Genomic DNA, 18477 nt, shown 5'->3' with positions numbered 1-18477 from the left:
TGCTTACTTACTAGAGTTTGTCGAACTTTTGACAATTAGCAATATGGCGGTGTAGCTCAGCTGGCTAGAGCGTACGGTTCATACCCGTGAGGTCGGGGGTTCGATCCCCTCCGCCGCTACCATAATAGTTAGGCCCGTTGGTCAAGCGGTTAAGACACCGCCCTTTCACGGCGGTAACACGGGTTCGAATCCCGTACGGGTCATCTAAAAACAGTGTGAAATTTTCACACTGTTTTTTTGTTTTTATTTTATATGTTGGCATGGCAGTATTTCTGATAAGCTTTATTACCTTAAAAAACAGCATACAAAAAAGCACCCAAGTTGGGTGCTTTTAAATTTATATATAGAGCTACAGCAGCAGGTTATCCTCTTCTCGCTCCACGTCCACCTCGTTTTGACTCGGTGTTACGCTTTAAGGAAGATAGACGATCTTCACTGTCTTTTAGAAAGCGATTCATTTTTTGTTCAAAGCTTTCAGTTTTAATGTTATTACGTTGGTCGTTTCGGTTATTACGTGGACCATTGTGACGTGGACGCTGTGGTTGTGGATTCGGATTCTCTTTAGCCTTTTTAATAGATAATCCAATCTTTCCATCTTTCTCAACATTTATTACCTTGACCTCTACTTGGTCACCAACTTTTAAATGCTCATTAATGTCTTTAACATAATTGTCAGCGACTTCACTAATATGGACAAGACCAGTTGAGCCTTCTGGCAGCTCCACAAACGCTCCAAAATTCGTAATTCCTGTTACCTTCCCTTGAACCTTGCTGCCTACTTCGATTGACATAAAAAAAATGCTCCTCCTTAAATTTGAACAAAATCATTTATATTCATTATACATAATATAAAAAACGAGTGTCAATAAGACTAAGACCCATCTCCCACTTTAAAGATAATTTCTCCTTCCTTAGATAGAAAATAATCCCTGCGAATTATTTTTTCGATATACTCATCATTGTTGAGTTTTACGACTTCCTCTTCAAGAAGTACTTGCTCATCTTTTAGTGTGGTGAGTTGCTCTTGTAGTTTTTCCTTCTCAGCAACCTTTTCATTCATTGTCTTATGTTGTGACATAACCATTGAAACAAGCCCATAAGAAATGATTGCAACTAAAATGGCAAATGCAATCAATCTTCTAATCAAGCCTTTTCGTTTCACTTGAAGGGCTTCTTCTTGCTGTTTATATTTTTCCATATACGTTGATTGTAATTGTGTTACATTTTTCTTTCGAACTGCACTCATTGTAGAGAATGCCTCCTATTGTTTCCTAATCTTCTTCCACCATTTTATCAGTATAGGTTTGATATTCTCTACCTTTTTTAAAAATCCTGCACATTTCCAAAAAATCTTTTCTACATTTTTCGTAAGGGCCGACGGTAACAGCCTCCAGATGATGATTCCAATCCACTTGATTGGTGCAAAACAGATTTTGATTAATATCCAACAGGTTTTCAAAAGAATTCTCCCGAAAACGAGTAAGACATTTAAGATCCCCAGCAGAATCACGATAATGAGCTGATACAGCATTTTAATCGGTCGAACGATGAGGAAATCACCTGTACGAAGTAAAAACTCATAAAGACGAATGAAAGCTTGAATAATATGTTCTAGTGCTTTAACATAAAATGACTTTATTAAACTTTGATAAGCGGCGAATCCACATAATATCGCAATAAACACATAAAATCGCAGTTCACCCTCATTTACTAGTAAAAGTGTATAAAAGAACAATAGGCCTTGTACAATCCAAAACAAAATGTCATTGATAAAAACAAAGAAATACTTACGTCTCGAACGGTTTAAAAAGCGTTGGTACGTATCAAGAGAGGCCCCTAGCCAACCTCCCATACAAATCATTGCAAGCAATGTATAGAACTGGGTTGACAGGGTCATCTAAATAACTTGCTAAAGAATCCTTTAGCCTTCTCCGTGGAATGATCGTCCAAATAACTAATATCATAGACTCTTCCTTTGATTGATACAATGCCTTTTTCCACATCTAGATTCTTCATTTGCAGGTTTTGGCCACGAATTGCTAGGAAACCCATAACAGTTTCAAGTAAAAATTCCTCATTATCAAAGCTTTCCACTTGCTTTACACCTGTTATGTCAAGAAGCTTGCGACTTCTCATAATTACATCATGCTCTTGTACGGTTCCTTTATTCGGTGGCGTTCCATCGTAGTATTGGTTCATCTTTTAACCCCCACATTCATACTTAAGTGATCAAAATAACCACTTGTTTAATAGTAAAATGTATGAGAATGTGGGTGAGTTTAGAACAAGCCTTAGGTAGATTATCAAATGTTTACGCTTCTACTTTTTCCTCTTTCACGACGGAATAAAGCTTATTTGCATCTTCTTTTTTTGTTGTTTCTTGTAGATCTTCGATTTTCACAGTTACGATTTTCTGACCAAAACGGATTGTTAACTCATCGCCTATTTTCACATTGCTACTTGCCTTAGCAGCTATTCCATTAATAAGGATTCTGCCTTGGTCTGCAACCTCTTTTGCTAACGTGCGTCGTTTGATTAGCCGAGAAACTTTTAAAAATTTATCCAAACGCATGATTTCACCTCTTTCTATAATCCCCTTTGTTTTGCCTCTTCCCAGATTGCATCAAGTTCCTCTAGGGTTTGCTCTTCTATCTTTAACCCTTGTTTTCTTAGTTCCGTTTCTATGAATTGAAAACGTCTTACAAACTTTTGATTTGTCATAGCAATTGCTTCTTCTGGGTCAAATTTATAAAATCTAGCTATATTAGCTAATGCAAAAAGGATATCTCCGAATTCTTGAATAGCTTCTCCTTTTTGTTTTTCTTCTACTGCTGCCTTGTATTCATTTATTTCTTCAAAAACCTTATCCCACATTGGCTCAACGGCATCCCAATCAAAACCAACCTTCGCTGCCTTTTTTTGATACTCGACAGCTTTCATTAGTCCTGGCAATCCTTTTGTAATCTCATCAAATATGGACTTTTCTTCCTTAATACTGCCTTTTTCCGATTGTTTGATTTGCTCCCAATTTGTCACAACTTCATCTGCCGTTTCTGCCGTTACATCGCCAAATACATGTGGATGCCTTCGAATCATCTTTTCTGAAATTCCACGAATGACATCATCAATGGTAAACATACCTTCATCCTCACCGATTTGAGCATGCAGTGCCACCTGGAGAAGTACATCCCCTAGTTCCTCTGCTAAATGATCATCATCTTCACGATCAATCGCATCAAGTACCTCGTAAGCCTCTTCTAGTAGATACTTCTTTAATGATTGATGCGTTTGTTTTTGATCCCACGGACATCCCCCAGGACCTCGCAATGCAGCAATAATTCTTCTGAAAGTCCGGAAATCATGATAGAGAGATTCGACTTCATGAACTGGCGGGACATAGACGCTTGTCAGATTGTTCACCTCTACTCCTCGATCCAGTTCATAAAGTGGGACTTTAGTGATTTTTTCGTCCTTACTACCCGCTGCTGTTACAATATATACTTCATACTCATCAGGTAATTGCTCCATTAGTGTTAATTTAACATTTGAAGCGATGTATTGATCATAGACCTGACAAATAATAATATGCTGTGATAGCTGTAATTCATCTTTTTCAAAGGACAAAGCATCTATGAATTGAAACCCTTCAATCGGATCAATTCTTAATGAAGCCAATAAAGGATCGATAAAGCTTTGGCCCCCCTCAATTTTCACTTGAAGACTTTGATCCTCAAGCAAAAGCTGAGTCGTCTTTTCTGCTACCATCGGGTGCCCAGGCACAGCATAAACAATTTCCTTCGTTTTCGCTTCTTCCCTTAGAATGTCGACTATTTCATCATATACATCCTCGAATTGTTCATGTTTTTCATAAATGTCATCAAAGGAGCGATAACTAATTCCCTCAGCTTCTAATTCCTTTATAACAGGATGCTCCTTCGTTCGAAGATACAAATGTTCAGCAGCTAAAAGTTTACGATAAATGCCTAATGGAAGCTGTGATAGGTCTCCAGCACCTAAGCCAATAACTGTTATCATGCTCTCTCTCCTCCTTTAATTAGCCTAATAAGAAAGGTTCCTTTTGATCCAATCGGGACTTCTGTAAGTTCTTCTTCAGAAAATACACTCCCTTTAATAATAAAAAACAAATAGGTTAATCCTCCAATAAATACAGAGGACAATGCCTCGAAGCTAGCAAACATACGACTTCCCCCTACTATTGGGAACAGCTTATGCAAGCTCCATCGATAGCCAAAAATAACTAGCCCCATAGCCATCATTGCAAATAAGACACGATATAGAAAGGTCCAATTTTGTAGCGTGCCAGGGAGTTTTCTTTTAACGATCACTATATGTAGAACAGATATTATCCCAAAGGCAACGAAGGTTGCAACAGCTGCTCCAACTGTTCCGTATCCAGGAATTAATAACAGGTTGAAAATCCATTTTACTAGCATTCCGATGATGACCACAATCGCTGGTAAGAATGAATGGCCAAGTCCTTGTAAAATAGCCGTAATCGATTGGGATAAGGTTGTAAATAAAATGGATAAACCGATAATCATGAGTATGTTTGTTCCCAGGTCATTACGAAATAACATGATATTTGTTGGTTCGAGGACACAAGCAAGACCTACCGCCGCCCCAATTCCCACAACTATACTTAGACGAAATGTTAAGTCAACCTTTGCTTCAATAAAAGCTATGTCGTTTCTGGCCTTTGCACTTGCAATTAATGGGACAAGCGATAATGCTAGTGATGTCGCCACCACAGTGCCAAGCTGAAGGAGCGGTTGGCCGCGGTCATAGATCCCTTTTGCTTGTTTTGCTGCTTCCTCCTCTATCCCTCCTGAAATCAATAAAGAGTAAACGGTGAAAGAATCAACCAACTGAAAAAGAATAAGTAACAAAGCGCTAATGCAAATTGTCATCCCCTGGGTGAAAAGGATTTTGATAATTTCTATTGTTTTTATCGAAGCCTTTGAAAAAGGTCTCATCTGATGAGTCTTTTTTCTTTTAAGTAAGTAAAACAAGAGAACTGAAATAGCTGCAAAGCCTCCAGTTATCGAACCAAATATCGCTCCCGCTCCAGCCACATATGCTCCATACCCATAATCCAAAAGAAGAAATGACATGAACAAAATAGTGACGACACGAATCGATTGTTCAGTTACTTGTGAAACTGCGGTTGGTATCATATTTTTATGACCTTGAAAAAAGCCACGAAAGACAGAGATAAACGGCAAGAGTAAAAATGAAAATGAAATCACTTTTATTAGTGGTGTTAGATTTTTGTCTCCCATCCAACCGGCAACGACTTCAGCACCCCAGTATAAAAAACTAAATAATAGTATTCCCATTCCTAATAACGTAAATAGGGTGATATATAATATCTTCAAGACAGATGCTTCATCATCTTGCTCTAATTTTTCCGCTAGAAGCTTTGATATAATCACTGGAAATCCATATGTAGAAAAAACAAGGACAATCCCGTAAATCGGATATGCCTGTTGATAAATATAAAAGCCGATATCCCCTGCAATATTTTGATACGGGATACGGTAGCCTGCACTAAGTATCTTGGTGATCAAGCCGGCAATGGTAAGAACAAAAGCACCTTCCCAAATTCGCTTTGATCTCTTTTCGGATTGGACGTTCATCGCCCATCTCCTCCCTAATCAAATGCGCCTTGGCGTATTTGCGCCTAGATTTTTTAGGCCCACACGAGGTGGATCACAAAGACGTTGCCACAGGAAGTGGCGTATTTAGTCTTTGATCTTATGCTCGAAAAGTTTCATTTGAAAATCTATGGCATCCGCCGGAGGCATAAACTTTATTCAGCCCCACTGAATAAAGTTAAATAATTTCCAGTGTATTATAACATACTTCCCTAGACAATTACCCTTAACGGAAGAAAAGGCAGCTATAATAGCTACCTTTTCCATGGATAGAACTTTTCGTTTTTTATTACTGTTCCATTTGTCTTGCAAGGAACCCAGCTGCCGTTTCGACGGCTTTTTGTTCTACTTCTCCGAGCGTTTTTTCTTTTGATAAAATGACAACAGCACCAATTGGATCTCCGTTTGCGATAATCGGGCCAATTGTATATGATGAGATTGTTTCGTCAGCACTCTCTACGATGGATACTTGGCGCTCTTCTGTTTCTAAAATAGAAGTTCTGTCTTCCATCGACTTTTCGATGAGTTCGCTTATGTTTTTATTTAAGTATTCTTTCTTGGAGCCTCCTGCAACCGCAATAAATGCATCACGGTCACAAATAAGTACTTGGTGTCCTAAGCTATCAAAAAGTGCTTCTGCATACTCCTTGGCAAAATCGCTTAGCTCACTAATCGGAGAATATTTCTTTAAAATGACCTCTCCATCACGATCAACAAAAATCTCTAATGGGTCTCCCTCTCTAATACGTAGCGTTCTACGGATCTCTTTCGGGATAACTACTCGACCTAAATCATCAATTCGACGAACAATACCAGTTGCCTTCATTCTTATGATGCCTCACTTTCATCTGATGATTAAAGAATAGTGGTGATTGATGTACAATTTGTCTGGATTTGAATAAATCACCATTTGTTGTTGAGTTTAGTATCTTACTTCAACAGAGTTCTATTCACGATGAATGTGATTTTTCGATAGAGGAAAAAATAACCATACACAAGAACTATAGGCAACTCAGACTTTGGTTCTATTCGTTAGAATTTTAACTATGTCACCTGAGTTAAACAGCATTCACATTTTCCTTTTTGACATCTTGTAATCCTTTGACCATATCATGAATAATGCCTAGCCATTGGTTTACCTCAATTCCCTTTGTTTGAATCACAATTTTTAATTTACTGCCTTCCATTCCAAGGCTAATCATACGGCCAAATGTATTTCCTAATTTAAAAATCTTCCCGCCGTCAATTTGACTGCTTGCCTCTTCTGATAGCAGAATGGTAATTTCCTGCTTGGCTTGCTTTATGGAAATAACCTGCTCTGCCAATGCATATACCTTTATCTTGGCAATCTTAAATAGGTAATCTACCTCTGCTGGATATTCACCAAATCGGTCAATCATTTCCTCTTGCAATTCTTCGACATCCTCCATTTCTGTGATGCCTCTAAATCGCTTATACATATCAATTTTTTGGCGGCCATCAGAAATGTACGCATCCGGAATATACGCATCTACCTCTACATCAATTTCCACATTTGCAGGTTTTACAGTAGTGGTATCACCTTTGCGTTCCTCAATAGCCTCTTTCAGCATTTGTGAATAAAGGTCAAATCCAACTGAATCAATAAATCCATGCTGCTGCGCTCCCAAAATATTTCCTGCACCACGAATAGAAAGGTCACGCATTGCAATTTTGAAGCCTGAACCAAGCTCTGTAAATTCCTTAATCGCTTGTAATCGCTTTTCTGCAACTTCATTCAACACCTTATCCTTACGGTACGTAAAGTACGCATAGGCAACACGATTCGAACGCCCAACACGTCCTCTTAGCTGATAAAGCTGCGAAAGCCCCATTCGGTCTGCATCCTGAACAATCAATGTGTTCACATTCGGAATATCGACACCTGTTTCGATTATGGTTGTTGTTACCAGAACATCATATTGACCGTCAAGGAAATTTAAAATCACCGCTTCTAGTTCATTCTCAGTCATTCTTCCGTGAGCATAGGCAATCCTTGCATCCGGAACTAGCATCGAGATTTCTTCGGCCTTACGCTCAATATCCTCAACCCGATTATATAAAAAGTAAACTTGACCATCCCTTGCCATTTCCCGTTCAATCGCTTCTCTTATTAGTTCACCATTGTATTCCACAACATATGTTTGAACAGGAAAACGATTCTCAGGTGGCGTTTCAATAACGGACAAATCACGAACTCCGAGCATCGACATGTGAAGAGTTCTCGGGATTGGTGTTGCAGTTAAGGTAAGCACATCAATATTCGCTTTTAGTTTTTTGATTTTTTCCTTATGTGTAACTCCAAAACGTTGTTCCTCATCAATAATTAATAACCCAAGGTCCTTATAAGTAATATCTTTGGACAATAGGCGATGTGTTCCAACCACGATATCAACTGTCCCAGCTTTTAACCCTTTTGTTACTTCCGTTTGTTGTTTCTTTGAACGGAATCTACTCAATTGGCCAATTGTAATAGGGAAGTCCTGAAACCTTTCGCGGATTGTTTCGTAGTGCTGTTGTGCCAAGATTGTCGTCGGAACTAAAAAGGCAACCTGCTTTCCGTCCATAATGGCCTTGAACGCAGCACGAATGGCAACCTCCGTCTTTCCATAGCCCACATCTCCACAGAGAAGGCGGTCCATCGGACGTTCACGTTCCATATCCTTTTTAATTTCCTGAATCGATCTTAATTGATCTTCTGTTTCTTGATATTGGAATGATGCCTCAAATTCTCTTTGCATTTCGCCATCAGGAGAAAATGCATATCCCTTACTAGCCTCTCGCTCTGCATACAACTTAATTAAGTCATCTGCTATATCCTGAACTGAGGATTCGACCTTTTTCTTCACACGTTTCCAATCGGTTCCACCTAATTTGTAAATCTTCGGATCCTTACCTTCTGATGCTACATACTTTTGCACCTGTTCAATTTGGTCAACAGGTACATAGAGTTTGTCATCACCTTGATAGCGAATATGTAAGTAATCCTTATGGATTCCGTTGATCTCTAGGGTTTCAATTCCTAAATACTTCCCGATTCCATGATTCACATGAACAACATGGTCGCCAACCTGTAATTCAGAATAGCTTTTTATCCGCTCAGCATTTGAAAGCTTTTGCTTTCGCTTTGTTTTCTGCATTTTCTTCTTAAAAAGCTCTTCCTCAGTTATCACTGCGATTCGTTGTAACGGTAATTCAAAGCCGTCTTGCAAATCTCCAAGTAAAATTTGTGCTTTTCCTAGCAAAATATCTCCATCGCTCTTACTAGTAAATGCATCGATTTCATAGTCTGACAGGACCTGTTCCAGCTTTTTCACCCGGTCCTCATTTGAGCCAAGGAAAACAACTGTGTATTTACCCTTCTGCCATCGATCAAGCTCTGCTTTAAGGACATGCATCTGGCCATGAAAGTTTTGCATCTGTTTGCAGGACATATTTAAAATGTTCTGTGGGCTTGTATGAGGTACATGCCTTAGAAAAAGAGATAGATAAACCAAAGGATTGGTTGACTGTTGGATAAGCTTTGTAAATTGGTGTGACAAGGTAATGTTATGAATAATCTCGCCTTGTGATAAAAGACTTGTTACCCACTCTGCTTCTTCTTTATCGAGACTATCAGCCATCTCCTGAACTCTACTAATTTCATCTAAAAGTACGAGACCATTTTCAGGTAAATAGTCTAGTAAACTAGCAGGCGTTTCATATACAAGAGATAGATATTTGAACATTTTTTGTAAGATTTGACCGTTTTTCATCTGCTCAAGTTCATAGGAAATGTTCTCTAATAGCAGTTTTTTTGCTTTCTCATCTTTAACCTTCTTTAAGCTTTTAGCTAGTCCTTCTTCTAATGCATGTACGCCTTTATCTAGATGCTTAGGCGTTACTAAAATCTCTGTAGCAGGTCCAATTGTGATTGAGTTGATTTTTCCTTGTGATCGTTGATCCTCTAGTGAGAATGTGCGAATTGAATCTACCTCTGTATCAAATAACTCAATACGTACAGGATTCTCTTCTGTTAAAGGATAGATGTCGAGAATTCCACCTCTTACGCTGTATTCTCCAGGTGCTGACACCATTGATACACGTTCATATCCCATCGCAACAAGTTTTTCTAATATAGATTCCACTTCTATATCATGTCCAACTGTAAATGTCAGCTGACTTTCATTCCATAGTTTCTTAGGCGGAAGGAGTCTTTTTAAACCCGCTATCGGAGCAACAATAACACCCTTTGATTGATGACTCCAATAGTTCAGAGCTTCAATACGCTGGCCTTTTAGCTCTGGGCTCGCAATTCCTATTTCTGATGCAATTAATTCATTCACCGGATAAAGGAAAACCTCATCTTCTTCTAAAAGACCGTTTAAATCCTCATAAATTTTCTGTGCCTGAAACAAATTATGGGTAACGACCAAAATCGGTCGATTTGTTTGTCTATAGAGAGCTGCCGCAAACACAGTTCGAGCTGAACCAGATATACCAGCTATTAATTGTTCACGTAAGCCTCCTTCAATTCCATTTATAATTGACTTTAACTCATCATTATTCCCAACATATTGTTGTAGTCCCTTAAGCAACTCGGAAACCCCCTCTCGAAGTTTTTGCGTGTATAGTAGTAATGCGTGCTTAAATAGATTCATTTATTGGATGCTGAATCTCGTAAAATGGAGCTTCACGCCTTTTTACATAAATAGAAAAACGCTTTGGTTGCAAAGGCCAAAGCTTTTCCTCTTATTGAATAAATGACTCATATTGATGAAAATCAGGATTCCGTTGCAACGCTTCCTGACAATCTTCACATATTGTCTTTACATGAATGTCGCCATTTGATTCGTATGATATCATCTCTTGTCGTTCTTGGTCTGTTAATTGATGAAACCCAAGACTCTCACTATGTAGGGATAGGTTATCAATACTTCCAACCTTCACGCCACAATGTCGACAATGGTAGTGTAGTGACATAAGAATCCTCCTCTTTTACGGATACGTACATAGTTTACACATTCTAGTATAAACCGCGTTGGGATTCTTTATTCACTGCCACTTAATCAAATACGCCTTGGCGTATTTGTGCCCGATTTTTAGGCCCATACGAGGTGGGTCACAAAGACGTTGCCACAGGAAGTGGCGTTCTTAGTCTTTGATCTTACTGCTCGAAAAACTTCCTTTGAAAAATCGTGGCATCCGCCGGAGGCTTAAACTATATTCAGAGGGGGTGAACCCCACTGAATATAGTTTATCATACTACATTACTTTGCATTAAATTCATTCATTACTTGTAAAAATGATGTTGACACCCATTTTTCTGCAGCTTCCGCAGACTTTTGTATTGCATCTTTAATATCCTGCAACTCCTCAGCTGGAAAACGACCTAAGACATAATCAGCTATCTTCATGCCGTTTGTCGGGCGATTGATTCCAATTCGGATACGCTTAAATTCCTGAGTGCCTAAATGCTGAATAATGGATTTCATTCCATTATGGCCCCCAGCACTCCCCTTTTCGCGCAGTCTTATTTTTCCTACGGGTATGTCAAGTTCGTCATATACAACAAGTATATCTTCAACTAGAATATCATAATAATCCATGAGTGGCCTGATACTTTCTCCCGATAAATTCATATATGTAAGAGGTTTTAAAAGTAGAACTTTCTCCCCATTCACCATGCCTTGACCAAATACTCCGTTGAATTTTGCCTTATCTAGCGGTATATGTAATTGATCTGAAAGCTCATCAATAACCTTAAACCCAACGTTATGTCTTGTCTCTTCGTATTGCCTACCAGGATTTCCTAACCCTACTATCAACTTCATTTTTTCCCCCACCTTGTTATGGCAAAAGGACGTAACCGTTTTGGTTACGTCCAACCTTTTTCTTTAGCCTTCTTCAGTTGCTTCAGCAGATTCATTGGTTTCTCTACCCTCTAGGTTTTCAGGTTCGCCAGGCTCTTGCTCTTCGCCTGTGCTAATCTCTTCTTCCTGTCGTGGTGCAAGAACAGAAGCCACAACCTGTGAAGTATCTTGGTTGATTGTAAATTTACCTTTTGTATCAATGTCCTCTACCTTAACAACATCCCCAACCTCTACGTTTGACACATCCACATCAATTGTTTGTGGAATATCGGTTGGAAGTGCAGAAATGGACACTGAATGGATGGACTGCTGAAGCACTCCGCCATCCTTCACTCCAGACGCTTCCCCAACTAAATTAATATTCACATCAACTGTCACTTCTGTTGACATGTTTACGATTTGGAAATCCGCATGAATGATTTCACTTTTTATTGGGTCTGTTTGAAGTTCTTGTAGCATAACGGAATGCTGGTTATTTTCAATTGCAAGTTTGATAATTCCATTACGACCAGTGGTGCGAATCGTTTTTAAAAAGTCTGCACTATTTACATAAATGGGTTGACTTTGATTCGGCCCATTTAAGACTGCTGGGATGTTTCCAGCTTGTCTAATCTTTGTTAATGTGGAATTTTTATCCTTTACTCGTTCTGTCGCTTCTAAAACTACAGACATTCTATACACCATCCTTGGAAGATTTAGTCATATTACTAAATTTCCCCTAAAGATGATGAAGTAAACCTTCTTTTTTAAAAGTAAGGGAGCTTTCTTAATCAAATAGTGTGCTCACTGATTGTTGCTCGTGAACACGTACTATTGCTTCACCGATTAGTGGAGCTACAGAAAGCTCCTTGATTTTACTGATCTTCTTCTCTTCTGGTAATAAAATAGTATTGGTTACAACCAATTCTTTGATTTTTGAATTTTGAATACGTTCGATTGCTGGTCCTGATAATACAGGGTGTGTACAACATGCATATACTTCAGAAGCACCATTTTCAACAAGTGCATTTGCTGCTAAAGTAATTGTCCCTGCTGTGTCAATAATATCATCAATCAAGATTGCCGTTTTTCCTTCAATATTACCGACGATATTCATCACTTCTGCCACATTTGGTCTTGGGCGGCGCTTATCTATAATCGCGATTGGAGCTTTTAGACGATCTGCCATTTTACGTGTACGTGTAACCCCACCATGGTCTGGAGATACGATAACAATGTCTTCAAGATTTTTGGCTTTGAAATAGTCGGATAGAATTGGCACGCCCATTAGGTGGTCAATTAAGATATCAAAAAAGCCTTGAATTTGCGGTGCATGAAGATCTAACGTAATAACGCGATCAGCACCTGCTGTTTCTAACAGATTTGCAATTAACTTTGCAGTGATTGGTTCACGTGCACGTGCTTTACGGTCTTGTCTTGCATACCCGTAATACGGCATGACAATATTTATCGTCTTTGCAGAAGCACGTCTTAGTGCATCAATCATAATTAATACTTCCATGATATGCTCATTTACAGGAGCACTCGTTGATTGAATGACAAAAACATCGCATCCACGAATACTTTCTTCGATGTTAATTTGGATTTCTCCATCGCTAAAACGTGTTACAGAGCATTTCCCAAGCTCAACACCAATTGACTTAGCGATTTCTTCAGCCAAAGGTGCATTCGAATTCAACGAAAATACCTTTAAACTTGAGTCACGGTATTCATTAGGCATGATCTTACTGACCTCCATTAGGAATTTTTCTTTTGATTTAAGATCTCTACATAATTCTCTTTATTAACTTGACGAGCTCTTGCTATTGAAAGGGCGTTGCTAGGAACTTCACTTGTAATCGTTGAACCAGCCGCAACATATGCTCCTTCGCCAACTGTAACTGGAGCCACTAAATTTGAATTACATCCAATAAATGCATTGTCTTCGATCTTTGTTAAGAATTTATTTTTTCCGTCATAGTTGACAGTGATAGAGCCACATCCAATGTTTACATTTGTACCAACCTCAGCGTCTCCAATATAGCTTAAGTGAGATACTTTACTTCCTTCACCAAAAACAGCTTTTTTCAGCTCAACAAAGTTTCCAACTTTAACTTTGTCACTAATTTGTGATGCTGGACGGATATGCGCAAACGGTCCGATTGCGACATCATTTCCAATACTACTATCATGTGCAACTGAATGGCGGATAACTGTACGTTCACCAATCTTACAATTCTTTATTTCTGAATTTGGACCAATTTCACAGTCCGAACCAATTTCAACATCCCCAATAATCATAGTTCCAGGATGTAAAACAGTGTCTGTACCAATTTTAGCATCTGATGAAATGTACGTATTGTCCGGATCGATAATGGTAACACCATTCACCATGTGCTGTTTATTGATTCTTTGTTTCATTAGTTTTTCTGCCTGAGACAAGGCATAACGGTCATTCACTCCAAGTGTCTCTTCGAATGAAGCTGTTTGGAATGCAGATACGATTTCGCCCTTATTTTTCAAAATTTCAATGACATCTGGAAGATAATATTCGCCCTGTACATTGTCATTAGATACATTCGAAAGCGCTTCAAATAGTGCTTCATTATCAAAACAATATGTACCCGTATTAATTTCGGTAATTGTTCGTTCTTCTTCTGTTGCATCTTTGTGTTCTACGATACGCTCCACATGTCCTTCTGCATTACGGACAATTCTCCCATAACCTGTTGGCTCCGAAGCCACAGCTGTTAGGATTGTTGCTTTAGCGCCAGCATCTTCATGCTGTTTTAGTAACGCCTCCATCGTATCTGCTGTTATAAGCGGAGTATCTCCACAAACAACTAATGTTACTCCCTTTTCGTTCGCTAAGTGGTCTGCTGCCTGCATAACAGCGTGCGCTGTACCTAATTGCTCTTCTTGAAGGGCGTATTCACTTTTATCTCCAATTTGTGATTTTACTTTTTCTGCTCCGTGTCCAACTATTGTCACAAGTTTTTGTAAGGATAATGTTGAAAGTTGATCTACTACATGCTGTACCATTGGTTTTCCACATACAGGGTGTAGAACCTTATAAAGCTTAGATTTCATGCGCGTTCCTTGCCCTGCGGCCAAAATTACGCCATATCGTTTTGTCATGTTCAGGCCTCCAATTAACCTAATCAAATTCGCCTCGGTGAATTTGCGCCCAGATTTTCGAGCCCGCTCGAAAATTTACCTTTGAAAATCGCATGTCTCCGCCGGAGGCTTTAACTTTATAGAATCATCGATTGCATAAAGTTAAACCTTTTTATCCATTTCGAATATATCTTAAAAAGAGACCATTTTCAAGAAAACTAAAGAAATACATGTTTTTTTAACTGGAAAAAGTGTATTGGGGATAAGGAGGGAAAGAAAAAGAGCCTATCGTGTATGTAGGCTCTTCGATGTTATAAATTTTTATTTTATGATGCTCCCGCTTCTTCAAACTCAACCTCTACTTCACCTAAACGGTGATACTCAGCCAGTACAGCATCTTGAATCTTTCCACGAGTACTTGAGTTAATTGGATGAGCGATATCGCGAAACTCGCCATCTGGAGTACGTTTGCTCGGCATTGCAACAAATAAACCATTGTTGCCATCGATTACACGAATGTCATGAACAACAAATTCATGGTCTAACGTAATTGATGCAATCGCTCTCATTCTACCTTCAGTATTAACGCGGCGTAATCTAACGTCTGTCACTTCCATTCTGTTCACCACCTTCTTGACTATATAAAAACTTAGTTATTCATATTCAACGAAAAATCGGAATCTCCTGCTAAATATTAAATATTTTTTTAAAAAGATTCATACTTTTTTGTGAATGAACAGAATGTTAGTGAGAAACGCTATTATTTTACGAGTGCGATTACCTCAATTTCTACCAAAACATCTTTAGGGAGTCTTGCAACTTCAACAGTAGAGCGGGCTGGTTTATGCCCAGCAAAGAATTCCCCATAAATTTCATTTAGTTCAGCAAAGTCATCCATATTTTTAATAAATACAGTAGCTTTAACAACTGTGTCTAAGGATGCGCCCGCTTCAGCTAAAACAGCTTGCAGATTCTTAAAAACCTGTACCGTTTGTTCTTTTATTCCTCCACTTACTAGCTCACCAGCTGGCGTTAGGGGGATTTGCCCTGAACTAAAAAACATATTGTTTACAATAATTCCTTGTGAATATGGTCCAATTGCAGCTGGTGCTTGATCCGTTTGTACCTGCCTCATTCTTCTTCCCCCATTTCATCTTCAATTTCTACTTGTCGTAGGTATGATTCATAATTTCCAACAGCAACTTTAATTTGTTTTTCTTTCACATCAACTTCTGTAAGTTTTACTAAGGATATGTACTCATCCACTAGTCTCTCTTCGACACCTTCCGATTCAACCAGGACACCGATTCCTTTAACGTTTGCATTGAACTCTTCAAGGATACTAACCATTCCCTTCACAGTTCCACCAGCTTTCATAAAGTCATCGATAATAAGGACATTTGCTCCTTCCTTCAAACTCCGCTTAGCCAATACCATTGTCTGTATCCGCTTTGTAGATCCGGATACATAATTAATACTCACAGTAGAGCCTTCAGTCACTCGATTGTCATGTCTTACAATTACAACTGGAACATCTAGATATGAGGCAACTGCGTATGCCAACGGAATTCCCTTTGTTGCAACAGTCATGACAATATCAATCTCATGATTTGAATATATAGAAGCAAAGATTTTCCCGATTTTATTAACAATTCTCGGGTCTCCAAGTATATCAGTAAGGTACAAATACCCACCTGGAAGAAGCCTATCTGGATTTGCTATCACCTTACAAAGTTCCTCAACAACCTCACTTGCTTCTTCTTCCCCGACCATTGGAATAAATTTTACCCCTCCAGCAGCTCCAGCCACTGTTATCAATGTTCCAATTCCTTGCTGCTCAAACGTTTGCTTGATAATAGCTAGATCCTCACTAATTGAGGATTTAGCAGAATCATATTTTTCAGCAAAATAAGAAAGAGAAACAAGGTGCTGTGGATGTAAAAGCAAGTGATTTGTCATATCAACAAGTCTACTACTCCGTCTAAATTTCATGGCCGCCTCCAAAAACCGAATATTTTATAGATAATATACCATTAATATACGTTTTTATTCAACCTTATTTCGCTCACCAAGCAATCTAACTGCATAAACCTGGTCACAAAAGCCACGCAATCCATTATAAATCCGCTGCATTCTAGATTCTCTTTGAACAAGCCCAAAAACAGTAGGTCCACTTCCACTCATTAATACCGCATCCGCACCAAACCGTTTCATTTGATCCTTAATGTTTGCTACTTCTGGATGGAGCTTTAGAGTTACATCTTCTAATACATTACCGACACGATCGCAAATCCCGCCAAAGTCCTTCATCTCAATTGCTCGAATCATCCCATCCACATCTGGATGATTGATTTGATCAATTGAAAGGTTCCGATAAACATCTGCTGTTGAGACCCCTATTGTTGGTTTTGCTAAAATGACCCAACAATGTGGAGGTGCAGGTAATTCTGTTATAATTTCACCTCTGCCAGTCGCAAGGGCTGTCCCACCATAAACGCAAAAGGACACATCAGAGCCAATTTCAGCACCGATCGATGCTAGTTCGTCTAAACTAAGACCAAGGTTCCAAAATTTATTTAGTCCCCTTAGCGTTGCGGCTGCATCACTGCTTCCACCAGCGAGCCCTGCAGCTACTGGAATGGATTTTGTAATCGAAATGACGACGCCCTTTTTTACACCGAATCGCTTTTTCAGTAGGCTTGCAGCCTGATAAGCGAGGTTACGGCTGTCATCCGGTACAAAACGATTATGGGAAACGACCTTAATTTCATCCCCCTCATAATCGGATAATTCAAGCCTGTCCGATAGATCGATGGTAGTCATGATCATCCGCACCTCATGATAACCATCCTGCCGCTTATGCAATACATCGAGCGCTAAATTGATCTTTGCCGGGGCCTTAACTAATAATTTCATGAAAACACCTGCTTTAAACGTAAAATTCAATATTGACATTGTACCATAAAGTAAACATCGTAAAACAGTGATGTCATGCTGTCTGCGCTGTTTTTTATGTAAATCGTTCATAATGACCTTATTCTTATATAAAGAAAGCCGAAGCGAATCTGCTCCGGCGTCGTAGTTCAAGAAACTGTTTTACTGGTTTTTTCCCTTTTTAGCAAGCTGTTGTTGTCCAATTTCAATTGCCCGTTTTACCATATTGCCGGCATCACGTGAACGAATTGCACCCCAACCTTCATTCTTTACAGTGTCATAAAAACCAAGTTCTTTTGCTAACTCTTCTTTAAAGGTTTCCGACATAATTCCTCTACGTCTTCCCAATAACTACAACCCCTTTCTACCTACGACAACCTTAGTATTAGAAAAACAAGGGTTAATTATAGTAACAATTTATCCTATTAATTCTTTTTTAAACAAAAAACGTGGCACTTTTTTTAGAAAAGCACCACGTTTTAGACAAAATAAAAAGCAGCAAACACAATGTCTACTGCCCACTTATAGCAATGTTCCCAGATGTCTCATCAAAGAATGTTAATTGAACGGTTTCTGTAAGGATATCAGCATAGCTGTATGATACTCGCTCAAACGAGTTCTCGTCCTGGTCTAGTTCAATTACAAATACAGAGGGGTACGTTTCAGCGAGCACTCCCGAGCGCTCGATTGTCTTTCTACGACCACCGTTCGCCTTTAAAGTAAGCCTCTTGCCTAAATTTGTATCTAAAGACCTTTTGATATCAAGCAAAGTTTTTCCCATTTCACTTCACCTCACTATTCTAAGTATACCAAATAAATCTTAAAACGTCAAACAAAACTAAAATTATAACAATGATACAAAATACTTGTCAATATATATTTTCCTACATTTTTCTTAGTGC

20 protein-coding genes and 2 tRNA genes are annotated in these 18477 nt (G+C 38.8%); 2 read left to right on the top strand and 20 right to left on the bottom strand.

Annotation, left to right across the window (positions count from 1 at the left end; all coding sequences use genetic code 11):
• Positions 1-45: 45 nt before the first annotated feature.
• Positions 46-122: transfer RNA gene (locus tag ACFSFW_RS09920), tRNA-Met, on the top strand.
• Between the two features lie 9 nt (positions 123-131).
• Positions 132-203, top strand: a tRNA-Glu gene (locus tag ACFSFW_RS09915).
• 159 nt (positions 204-362) lie between these two features.
• Here ACFSFW_RS09915 and ACFSFW_RS09910 read toward each other — a convergent pair.
• The 20 genes from ACFSFW_RS09910 to veg all read right to left on the bottom strand — a co-directional run bounded on the left by ACFSFW_RS09910 (position 363) and on the right by veg (position 18356).
• Positions 363-791 carry a S1 domain-containing RNA-binding protein gene (locus tag ACFSFW_RS09910; protein WP_099353507.1) on the bottom strand — a complete coding sequence of 143 codons (429 nt, stop codon included), beginning with the start codon at positions 789-791 and terminating at the stop codon, positions 363-365.
• Positions 792-871: 80 nt separating this feature from the next.
• On the bottom strand, positions 872-1246 hold the full coding sequence (locus ACFSFW_RS09905; RefSeq protein WP_099364133.1) for an FtsB family cell division protein: 375 nt from the start codon (positions 1244-1246) through the stop codon (positions 872-874).
• 15 nt (positions 1247-1261) lie between these two features.
• Complete coding sequence (gene yabQ / locus ACFSFW_RS09900; protein ID WP_304220226.1) at positions 1262-1897, bottom strand: spore cortex biosynthesis protein YabQ; 636 nt, start codon at positions 1895-1897, stop codon at positions 1262-1264.
• Positions 1894-2199 (bottom strand): sporulation protein YabP, encoded by a 306-nt coding sequence (gene yabP / locus ACFSFW_RS09895; protein WP_099353510.1) that lies wholly within the window; start codon positions 2197-2199, stop codon positions 1894-1896. The genes yabQ and yabP overlap by 4 nt, the downstream gene beginning before the upstream one ends.
• A 112-nt stretch (positions 2200-2311) precedes the next feature.
• Positions 2312-2572: an RNA-binding S4 domain-containing protein gene (locus ACFSFW_RS09890; RefSeq protein WP_304220225.1), complete on the bottom strand. Its 261-nt coding sequence runs from the start codon at positions 2570-2572 to the stop codon at positions 2312-2314.
• Between the two features lie 14 nt (positions 2573-2586).
• Positions 2587-4035, bottom strand: coding sequence for a bifunctional methyltransferase/pyrophosphohydrolase YabN (gene yabN / locus ACFSFW_RS09885; RefSeq protein WP_388037607.1), 1449 nt, complete (start codon positions 4033-4035; stop codon positions 2587-2589).
• A complete protein-coding gene (locus tag ACFSFW_RS09880) occupies positions 4032-5657 on the bottom strand; it encodes a putative polysaccharide biosynthesis protein (RefSeq protein WP_388037604.1) in 1626 nt (541 codons plus the stop codon). Before ACFSFW_RS09880 ends, yabN begins: the two co-directional genes overlap by 4 nt.
• 307 nt (positions 5658-5964) lie before the next feature.
• A complete protein-coding gene (gene spoVT, locus ACFSFW_RS09875) occupies positions 5965-6501 on the bottom strand; it encodes a stage V sporulation protein T (protein WP_388037601.1) in 537 nt (178 codons plus the stop codon).
• A gap of 232 nt (positions 6502-6733) precedes the next feature.
• Entirely contained in the window at positions 6734-10270 is a 3537-nt protein-coding gene (gene mfd / locus ACFSFW_RS09870; RefSeq protein WP_388037598.1) for a transcription-repair coupling factor, read from the bottom strand.
• Between the two features lie 154 nt (positions 10271-10424).
• Positions 10425-10655, bottom strand: a complete 231-nt coding sequence (gene fin / locus ACFSFW_RS09865) for an anti-sigma-F factor Fin (RefSeq protein WP_099353516.1) — start codon at positions 10653-10655, stop codon at positions 10425-10427.
• Between the two features lie 287 nt (positions 10656-10942).
• Positions 10943-11506 carry an aminoacyl-tRNA hydrolase gene (gene pth / locus ACFSFW_RS09860; protein ID WP_304220219.1) on the bottom strand — a complete coding sequence of 188 codons (564 nt, stop codon included), beginning with the start codon at positions 11504-11506 and terminating at the stop codon, positions 10943-10945.
• A gap of 63 nt (positions 11507-11569) precedes the next feature.
• Complete coding sequence (locus ACFSFW_RS09855) at positions 11570-12217, bottom strand: 50S ribosomal protein L25/general stress protein Ctc (RefSeq protein ID WP_388037594.1); 648 nt, start codon at positions 12215-12217, stop codon at positions 11570-11572.
• Between the two features lie 94 nt (positions 12218-12311).
• The gene (locus tag ACFSFW_RS09850; RefSeq protein ID WP_099364142.1) at positions 12312-13265 is read right to left on the bottom strand and encodes a ribose-phosphate diphosphokinase; all 954 of its coding nucleotides are present in this window, start codon (positions 13263-13265) and stop codon (positions 12312-12314) included.
• A 17-nt stretch (positions 13266-13282) separates the two neighbouring features.
• Positions 13283-14662, bottom strand: a complete 1380-nt coding sequence (gene glmU, locus ACFSFW_RS09845) for a bifunctional UDP-N-acetylglucosamine diphosphorylase/glucosamine-1-phosphate N-acetyltransferase GlmU (protein WP_388037590.1) — start codon at positions 14660-14662, stop codon at positions 13283-13285.
• Between the two features lie 305 nt (positions 14663-14967).
• Positions 14968-15258: a septation regulator SpoVG gene (gene spoVG / locus ACFSFW_RS09840; protein WP_010285377.1), complete on the bottom strand. Its 291-nt coding sequence runs from the start codon at positions 15256-15258 to the stop codon at positions 14968-14970.
• A gap of 143 nt (positions 15259-15401) precedes the next feature.
• Positions 15402-15776, bottom strand: coding sequence for a RidA family protein (locus ACFSFW_RS09835; protein ID WP_099353521.1), 375 nt, complete (start codon positions 15774-15776; stop codon positions 15402-15404).
• A complete protein-coding gene (gene purR, locus ACFSFW_RS09830) occupies positions 15773-16633 on the bottom strand; it encodes a pur operon repressor (protein WP_099353522.1) in 861 nt (286 codons plus the stop codon). Before purR ends, ACFSFW_RS09835 begins: the two co-directional genes overlap by 4 nt.
• Before the next feature lie 54 nt (positions 16634-16687).
• A complete protein-coding gene (ispE, locus tag ACFSFW_RS09825; protein WP_304220240.1) occupies positions 16688-17557 on the bottom strand; it encodes a 4-(cytidine 5'-diphospho)-2-C-methyl-D-erythritol kinase in 870 nt (289 codons plus the stop codon).
• Positions 17558-17737: 180 nt separating this feature from the next.
• A complete protein-coding gene (locus ACFSFW_RS09820) occupies positions 17738-17923 on the bottom strand; it encodes a small, acid-soluble spore protein, alpha/beta type (protein ID WP_099353524.1) in 186 nt (61 codons plus the stop codon).
• A gap of 163 nt (positions 17924-18086) precedes the next feature.
• A complete protein-coding gene (gene veg, locus ACFSFW_RS09815) occupies positions 18087-18356 on the bottom strand; it encodes a biofilm formation stimulator Veg (RefSeq protein ID WP_077620147.1) in 270 nt (89 codons plus the stop codon).
• Between the last annotated feature and the right edge of the window lie 121 nt (positions 18357-18477).

Source organism: Ferdinandcohnia salidurans (assembly GCF_042680725.1).
Lineage (GTDB): Bacteria > Bacillota > Bacilli > Bacillales > Bacillaceae_L > Ferdinandcohnia > Ferdinandcohnia salidurans.
This window is presented reverse-complemented; position numbering and strand designations above follow the sequence as displayed.